General features: G+C 55.0%; 6 protein-coding genes and 2 pseudogenes. 3 read left to right on the top strand and 5 right to left on the bottom strand.

Going from position 1 to position 7,613, the window contains the following annotated elements; all coding sequences use genetic code 11:
- Positions 1 to 11: 11 nt before the first annotated feature.
- Positions 12 to 782 (top strand): sterol desaturase family protein, encoded by a 771-nt coding sequence (locus GGD46_RS33395; RefSeq protein WP_246714421.1) that lies wholly within the window; start codon positions 12 to 14, stop codon positions 780 to 782.
- Between the two features lie 133 nt (positions 783 to 915).
- On the opposite strand, the pseudogene GGD46_RS34215 reads toward GGD46_RS33395, so the two are convergent.
- Positions 916 to 1,129, bottom strand: a pseudogene (locus GGD46_RS34215) (hypothetical protein).
- A 495-nt stretch (positions 1,130 to 1,624) separates the two neighbouring features.
- On the opposite strand from GGD46_RS34215, the gene GGD46_RS33390 reads away from it, so the two are divergent.
- Positions 1,625 to 2,599 carry a LysR family transcriptional regulator gene (locus GGD46_RS33390; protein WP_004120053.1) on the top strand — a complete coding sequence of 325 codons (975 nt, stop codon included), beginning with the start codon at positions 1,625 to 1,627 and terminating at the stop codon, positions 2,597 to 2,599.
- Positions 2,600 to 3,146: 547 nt separating this feature from the next.
- On the opposite strand, the gene GGD46_RS33385 is transcribed toward GGD46_RS33390, so the two are convergent.
- The 4 genes from GGD46_RS33385 to GGD46_RS33370 all read right to left on the bottom strand — a co-directional run bounded on the left by GGD46_RS33385 (position 3,147) and on the right by GGD46_RS33370 (position 6,807).
- Positions 3,147 to 3,557 (bottom strand): DUF4168 domain-containing protein, encoded by a 411-nt coding sequence (locus tag GGD46_RS33385; protein WP_028755370.1) that lies wholly within the window; start codon positions 3,555 to 3,557, stop codon positions 3,147 to 3,149.
- Between the two features lie 292 nt (positions 3,558 to 3,849).
- Positions 3,850 to 4,878 (bottom strand): LLM class flavin-dependent oxidoreductase, encoded by a 1,029-nt coding sequence (locus GGD46_RS33380; RefSeq protein ID WP_004120058.1) that lies wholly within the window; start codon positions 4,876 to 4,878, stop codon positions 3,850 to 3,852.
- Positions 4,879 to 5,090: 212 nt separating this feature from the next.
- A complete protein-coding gene (locus GGD46_RS33375) occupies positions 5,091 to 6,203 on the bottom strand; it encodes a pyridoxal phosphate-dependent aminotransferase (protein ID WP_004120061.1) in 1,113 nt (370 codons plus the stop codon).
- A gap of 418 nt (positions 6,204 to 6,621) precedes the next feature.
- The gene (locus GGD46_RS33370; protein WP_172831088.1) at positions 6,622 to 6,807 is read right to left on the bottom strand and encodes a hypothetical protein; all 186 of its coding nucleotides are present in this window, start codon (positions 6,805 to 6,807) and stop codon (positions 6,622 to 6,624) included.
- Positions 6,808 to 7,524: 717 nt separating this feature from the next.
- Between GGD46_RS33370 and GGD46_RS33365 the strand changes: the two are divergent.
- A pseudogene (locus GGD46_RS33365) lies at positions 7,525 to 7,613 on the top strand (IS5/IS1182 family transposase); the annotation flags it as partial.

Here is a 7,613-nt window from a genome sequence, read left to right as displayed (position 1 = left end):
GCAGGCCACTCCTGACTCCGCGACACCATCATTGTGAGGGACGACCACCAAGCCTTCAAACTCGCCTGGCTGGGATCCGCCCGTTACACCATCTAACGGTCAATTTTGGTGCCTTGCTTCACTCTAGCAATCCGCTCATCAACACGGGGCTCGCCGTCCTTTCAGGTGTGCTCGTCGCGATAGCCGGTGACTTCTTCTATTATTGGATGCATCGCGCCCAACACGCCGTTCCGTTCCTTTGGCGCCTGCATGCCACTCATCACTCAATTCGTGAACTGACGGCCTGGAATTGCAATCATCATTTTACCGAGCCATTTGTATACGCATTGTTTGTCACGCTACCACTTACGCTGGTTAACTTCGAATCAGGCGTCGTGCCCGTCGTTGCCATGACCCTAATTACCTTTCAGGCCCACCTTTCTCACTCTAGCACACGAGTCAACCTTGGGCCGCTCCGATACATTATCGGCGACAACAAATTCCACCGCATTCACCACTCGATGGAACCGCATCATCGGCATCGAAACTATGGGTTCTTTACGACGGTATGGGACACGATTTTCCGCACGGCATATTGGCCGAAAAAGGACGAGTGGCCGCAAGTTGGTCTCCGAGATCAGTCCGAACCACTCACCGTACGTGACTATTTTATGTTTCCGTTTGATAAGCGACGTTGGATCAGAACCAAGGTCGGAAATGGTATGCGGGGAGTTGAGGCTGGCGGATTGAACGCGGCGGAAAGAGATGGACCTGTTCGTTCGGATATCAGTTCCGCAGCTTGAAGTTCAAAGAGTTGGGTCTGATCTAAACTTGGTGGCGGCCTTGATCAGGAGGCTGCTTAGCGAGAAGATCTGCAAGGCTGCGGCCCACCGTTTGGTGATGATCCTATCCGGCAAGTTGAGCACGAGGGTCGGCTCAGATCCGTTTCATCTTAGCATCAAAGCTCCCCGGCCCGGCCAAGACCAGATACAGGACGACGAAGCAAAACAGGATTAAGCCATCGCCGCCGCCTGCGGGCAGCATTGGCGAAAACCAACTGTCCTGCCGGTGCCTCGCCGCCTGAGGGGAAGCCAAATAGTTTCACAGTGCCATGTTCAGTGAATAGCCGCGCGGCAACAATCCAGAGCACGGCAAGTGCCGTCTGCGTGTTTTGAAACGTTCCTTCAAATTAGTATTGAGCCTCTTCGCCGCATCATAAACTCCCGCTCAATCGGGATCCGGGTCAGAAGGCGCTCGACCGCTGGGATGAACCGAATTGATCTCTGGCAAATATCACGCCAATAGAAATTCGCAGAGGACGTGAAACCATTGTTACGCATGGAAAGGTCTTTCCGGGCGCCGAAGGGGATTGCCCTCCGAACAGATCGACTACCGATATAGCGATGACAAAAGGCCTGCCGTTCACTCGCTGAAGTTCACCAGGATGCTGTGCGGATCGCTCTTTCTTTCCCACCAAATGGGCCCGCTGTCGGACTGCGCGATATTCAATTTTCCGCCCACTATGCGATTTGCGAAGAAAGTTTTCACAGAGCGTCTTTGCGCTGTGAAAACGTCAATTTGTATTACTAATGAGGAGTACTGATAGGTTTGTAGGGCGTACATACACGCTGTGGATAGATAAGTTATGCGGTTCAATGGGCTTGACCTAAATCTCCTAGTCGCGCTCGACGCCCTGATGAGCGAACGCAATCTGACGGCGGCGGCGCGCAGTATCAACCTGAGCCAGCCAGCCATGAGCGCGGCGGTCGCACGGTTGCGCACCTATTTCCAAGATGAGCTGTTTACGATGGCCGGCCGCGAATTTATCCCCACCCGGCGGGCTGAAGGTATCGCGCCGGCGGTGCGCGAGGCTCTGCTGCAGATTCAGCTCTCCATTATTTCGAGGGAGCCGTTTGACCCGGCTAGGTCGGATCGCCGCTTCAAAATTGTGCTTTCCGATTACGTTACACTCGTGTTTTTCGAAAGGATTGCGGAGCGTGTCGCGCGAGAAGCTCCCGGCGTCAGCTTCGAATTTCTTCCCCCCGGCGATGATAATGAAGACCTTCTTCGGCGCGGCGACGTTGATTTTTTCATTCTGCCGGAAATATTCTTATCAAACGCCCATCCCCAAGCGAGACTGTTCGATGATGTCCACGTGTGCGTAGGCTGCACCTCGAACAAGCAACTGGAAGAGCCGTTTACGTTCGAGAGATACATGTCGATGGGGCACGTTGTGGCCAAATTCTATACGCGGAGGCCGGGACTCGAGGATTCGTGCCTCCTCGAGCACGGTCGCGAGAGACGGATCGACGTCGTCGTACATGGCTTCAGTATGATTCCGTCCATGGTTTCGGGCAATGAGCGCATAGGAACCATGCCCTTACGGCTGGCGCAGCACTTCGCAAGAACAATGCCGCTGCGCATCGTCGAGCTTCCGCTGCCACGACACCTTCCGTTCACCGAAGCCGTTCAATGGCATGAACTTCACAATAGTGATCCGGGAAGCGTCTGGATGCGCGAAATGCTGTTTGAGGAGGCGTCCCGCATGGTTTCGCCGATTGCCACGACCGCGCCGCTCAGCAACTCAAACCAGCACGAATGTTGTCCTGCGCACATGTGATCCGAAAACTTCATCGGGCCATGACTATTATATGGCTGCCATAGCGCCGTTTCGGGCGCCGCGCTATACGCCGCGCGTTAATGCTGCCGGCAAGCTTATACGTTCCCGCGCCCGCTCGCCGACCGCTTTGACGATAGTGGGATTAGCTTAACACCGGGGACGCTAGTTTAGGGTAGCCGATCGCGAACATCGCTCATCCATGACCTCACGTTTTGCCGGTCTGTCTGCCGCTCAACGATGTCGGAGATGCGACTACGCCGTGAGGGCCACTTGGGTGATCTTGTTGGAAAGTGGCACTTTGAGCCATCGGCAGATCCGGATAATGCACGCGCCCCGCCGAAGAGTAGATGATTGCGTCCATCGCTCGTATGTGACTGCTGGGCTGCCGGACAATTGCCGCAGGGTATCTTGTCGACGTGCTCACTGCCCAGTTGGATCAATGTCGCGGACATGGTCATGAAGAACCCCCGGTCAACGCCGTGCCAAGATTGTAGGACTCGGCGCGGCGATGGCGGGTGATCAAATTGATCGGTGATCGTGGGGTTGCTCACTGCTTTGCGGGCGCGGATTTCTGCAGTTTGTCGTCAAGTTTCTTCACGAGAACAGGATCCTTCTGTGCAGCGGCCAGAATTTCGTTGTATTCGTCCACTGAAATATTGGGAGAGGTCTGAACGGCCTGTATCATCTGTTTTCTTGCCTCGCTCCGTAGCTCTTGCTTCGCTGTCTCATCCGGCGCCGCCTTGATCTTGGCCGCGTACTCCTGCCTAATCTTGTCCACCTGGAGATAGGCGACGGCAAAAGCTTCGATCTTCTGGTCACTGATGGCCGCAGCCGCACCATTGCCATCTGGTTGCCCTTGGGCGGGTTGCGTCTCTTGCGCCGCTGCAGGATTGCTGAGAAACATCAAGCCCAAAACTGCAGCGGTCAACGATGCGGCAGAGATGTAACGATCGATCATTTTAATTCCTCTCATATAGTGCGGGGGACAAGGCTTCTTTCCCAGCGTAAAGCCAAAAGCGGTGATATAGCCGGCTTCGGTCGACGAGGATTCGGCGACAATGTGGCCTTCAATGCTTGCCATAGGACGATAGCGAGGCGATCATGATACCATGAACGGGGCGCTGCCGAGAACTTTGCCATCATCAGGAGCATATGAACCGGATGCGACGGCGAGGAGCTTGACGTTTAGCATCCAACTGGACGGCCAGCACGGCGCAGGAAAAGTTGTTGGGGCTCCAAATTATGGCGCATCAGTTAAGACGAGCCATAAATTCGGATTGAATAGTGGCTGCTGTGTAAAGGGAAGCATCCAGCGGCAGGGTCCCAAATGCAAGTTGACACAGAAGATAGTTGGCGCCTGCCTCTTCTACCTGGCTAAGTAATGTTTGTCTCACCGACGCCGCCGACCCTGCGATGCATAACTCGTTCTCAACCGCCTCGTCGAAAGTCAGCGGCAGGTTTGGTGGAGTCTGCAGGTCATTTAGCTCGTAAAGGAATTCAAAGCTGGCGAGCCAGTGTTCGTAAGCCGGCGCTGCGAGCACCCAGGCTTCGCGGTCAGAACGCCCAATCACGATCATGCGAAGCAAGCCACGAAACGAGGATTGATCATCTTCGCCCGTGTTCTCTTTTCGATGGGCGCGGAAGGCGTCAGTAATTTTGCGGACAGAAGAGGACGGTCCCAGGCACGCGATGTTTGCGCCGTTCGCAGCGGCCCAGCGGGCCGATTCGGGTCTACCTGTGGCAATCCACATCGGTGGATGCGGGCTTTGATGAGGTTTTAGTGTCAAAGGTATGTTGCTCAGCTCAAAATGCTGGCCCTTATGGGACAACGTGCCGCCTCTCATCGCATTAAGAAGAATTTCACTGGCTTCCGCATAGCAGCCTGGTGCCGCGTCCGCACACATCCCGAAATAACTTAATTCGATCGGGAGAGAACCGCGTCCAATCCCGACCTCAACTCTGCCGCCGCTCAATTGGTCCAGCATACAGATTTCTTCAAAAGCACGCAGCGGGTGATAAAGGGGCAGCAGCATGACAAGTGGCCCGATACGAATCCAACGCGTACGCTGCGCGACGCTCGATAAAAACAGATTTGGCGATGGCCCTCTCCCATGTGGAGTACAGTGGTGCTCAGCAAGGTGATAAGCGTAAAAACCAAGGCCGTCGCACGCCTCGGCTAACCTCAGGCGATCTGAGTACTGCTGGGCTATGTCGCAGCCGTTGTCGTCCAGATGATCGAAGATGCCGAAGGTCAGATTAGAAGGAATGGCATTTCCCATTCGATTGTCTCCAATGTTAGATGAAAGATGTCGATTCAAGCGATGAAGAGGCGGTCTATGCTCCGGCCGTGGTTCTCCACGACGAGGCATCAAAAGGCACCAGGGTCAGTGCAATCGCCGACACCGGTTGTGTCGACCTCATTTGGTGCGGAGATCTGGGTATCCCGGCCAAATCGACTTGGCTGTTTCTGTGGTGTCGGCAAAAACAAAGATTAGCCGTGCGTGACCGGCTGCATCTTCAGGCTTTTAGAAATGTCAGCGGCGGCTGATAGGAATGCATCCATTTGGGTTTTTGAACCGACGCTTACGCGAATATGATTTTCCAGGCCGTCATCGGGAAAGACGGCAACAAGTATCTTTCGTCTTCTCAACGATGCTTGCCACCACGTGCCGTTTTGCCCAGGTGGTGCGCGAGCAAGCAAGAAATTTGCATGAGACGGGGTCACCGAAAATCCGAGTTTAGAGAGTGCGGCCGTGGTTCGGTGTCTTTCATCTTTGATATGTTTGTGGTTCTCGGCGTAGGCGGCGCGGTGCGAGAGGATGCTGGTGCCGACCGCGTGGGCAATAAGATTCATATTGAAGAGATTTTGGCTGTTACGCAGCCTTCCGATAAGTTCAGGATGACCGAAGCCGAAACCAATGCGAATACCGGCGGCGGCGTAGCTTTTAGAAAATGTTCTTAAGACCAGCAGGTTCGAATGGCGATTGATAAGTCGTAGAGCATCGTCGGGCGCAAAATCGACATACGCCTCATCCAACACTATCAAACGGTCGGATTGCGCAGCGAGCCTGTCGATCTCGGCTATTGGAACAAAGGTTCCGCTCGGGTTATTCGGATTGGCCAGCAGGATGAACTTTGCCTCTTTTGCGGGACCGAGAAGCAATTGCTCTATCGGCAACGAATAAGCTTTGCTCCATTCGATTTCGAGAAATTGAGCACCCTGCAACAAGGCTAGTTTGCGGTTGAACGAAAAACCTGGCGACATCATCGCCACGCTATCACCCGGAGCAAGGAAAGCCCTGTAGATTAGCCCCAGCAGTTCAGACGATCCATTGCCGGCGATCACCTGATCGCGGGAGAGGCCATACGCATTGGCGGCCGCTTCCCGCAAGCAGCGATTATCATCCTCCGGATAAAGGTAATGCCGTTTGAGGGCGGCAATCGCGCTTCGCATCACCAGCATTGGCAACGGAAATGGATTCTCATTCGTGTCCAGCTTAACGCAATTGGCTTCAGGACCCGGCTGTTTAGCCGGAATAGCGTCGAGCTGTCTCACCGTCTGCGAAAGAGCCGAAAGCACACTTTGCAGTTTTGCATCAGACATATCTTTTCTCCGTATCAGTTAGTCGAACCCGCTAGCATGTGATCGGCAGTCCTAGCTGAAGCCCATGTATCTTCGTTCCGCTTCGACGACGGCAGCAACGATCATCCTGTCCGCAGATCGCCACGCAACGCTAACCCTCTAAAACCGCAATTTGCTCAAGCCTTTGAAATTAGAGCGGCGCCTTTGGACCAGCCGCCTCTCACGATGTGATTTGGCGGCCAATGCCGCCAGCTTGCCCCCGCCGTTTTCGAATGCGGCTCTCACCCGGCCCATCCCCTAAAGTGGTAGTCTCGGCAAAACTCCGAAGGCAGCTGACGGGATCGCAATCGCGACCGACCGCGTCGAGACCGGCAGAAACGTGCAGCTCGCTTGGACGATCACCACGGAAATCTTCATGAGGGCCTCCTGGAGCATGAAATTACAAGCCGAGAGCTACGGACTGGATCGAGACCTCAAACACGACCATGCGAGCGAGATCGATACCGTCCGTCGGCGGATTGGGTATTCTGATCTGCCCAATACCTTCGCCACTGATGAGCCGGCCGTCGCCAGTGGGATCAATGGGGACATCGTCGACATCCCTGCCGAGGAGGCTTATCGTCATGTGAACCACCACTGATTAGCATCGCCGACCCCACCGTCGGTGGAGCACTTCACCGCCTATTTACGCTTGATCGGCCCATCGGGATAATCGATTGATTTAATAGGACTCATCCAAATGTCGGATGGTTGCGGCAAGCTTCGCATCACAGCGGTGAAAATCGACCAGGGCAGGTGTCGTCGGTTCGTGCCCGCGGCGGCGTCGCTCGTGGCAGCGCAATAGACTGCCGGCCATGGCTCTCGCGGGCTCCTCGACTCACCGCCGCATCGACATTGCAATGTCCTAATCATCGTCTCGGCACGATTTGCTGCAGGCGATGTTCAGGCCGTCATTCCAACGCGATCGGAAGTACAGGCTCTCCCTTGAGTCTGATGCGGGCACTATCTCGCGATTTTCATTGGAGGATTAGGTTATCGTCGAATTTGGCGGCGATCGCCGGCTCCGCTCGTGCTGTCGGCACCCTCGCCGGCATTGGCGAGAAGACCGACCGGCGGGACTGGGTGTTCGAGGAAGCTGCGGGACTATAGCGCGGGCTTAATGCGAGCCTGGCTCGCGGGCAAATGACATATTTTGATGCAAGCGCCGCTGCGAGCAACCTCCCAGCGTCGAGAAGCATGTTGCCTCCAGCTGCAGCTCCTGATCCGCCTTTCCTTCGGATAGAGACGTAGCCGCAAATGCTTAGAGGCTGCCTCAAAAAGAGGTGGGTGATTTCAGCAGGTTATGATTCCTTCGGATTTGCGAGATTCGATGGAGAACACGATGGCCTGGACCAAAATCACCCGTCGGCAATATGCCCGGCGAACGGCACG

It is taken from the genome of Martinezella lusitana, assembly GCF_014207095.1.
GTDB lineage: Bacteria > Pseudomonadota > Alphaproteobacteria > Rhizobiales > Rhizobiaceae > Rhizobium > Rhizobium lusitanum_B.
This window is presented reverse-complemented; position numbering and strand designations above follow the sequence as displayed.

Bases quoted from the DNA above. Each gene is read 5' to 3' on its own strand.
- GGD46_RS33380 (WP_004120058.1), bottom strand. From the start codon at position 4,878: ATGGGAAATGCCATTCCTTCTAATCTGACCTTCGGCATCTTCGATCAT.
- GGD46_RS33385 (WP_028755370.1), bottom strand. From the start codon at position 3,557: ATGATCGATCGTTACATCTCTGCCGCATCGTTGACCGCTGCAGTTTTG.
- GGD46_RS33390 (WP_004120053.1), top strand. From the start codon at position 1,625: ATGCGGTTCAATGGGCTTGACCTAAATCTCCTAGTCGCGCTCGACGCC.
- GGD46_RS33375 (WP_004120061.1), bottom strand. From the start codon at position 6,203: ATGTCTGATGCAAAACTGCAAAGTGTGCTTTCGGCTCTTTCGCAGACG.
- GGD46_RS33370 (WP_172831088.1), bottom strand. From the start codon at position 6,807: ATGACGATAAGCCTCCTCGGCAGGGATGTCGACGATGTCCCCATTGAT.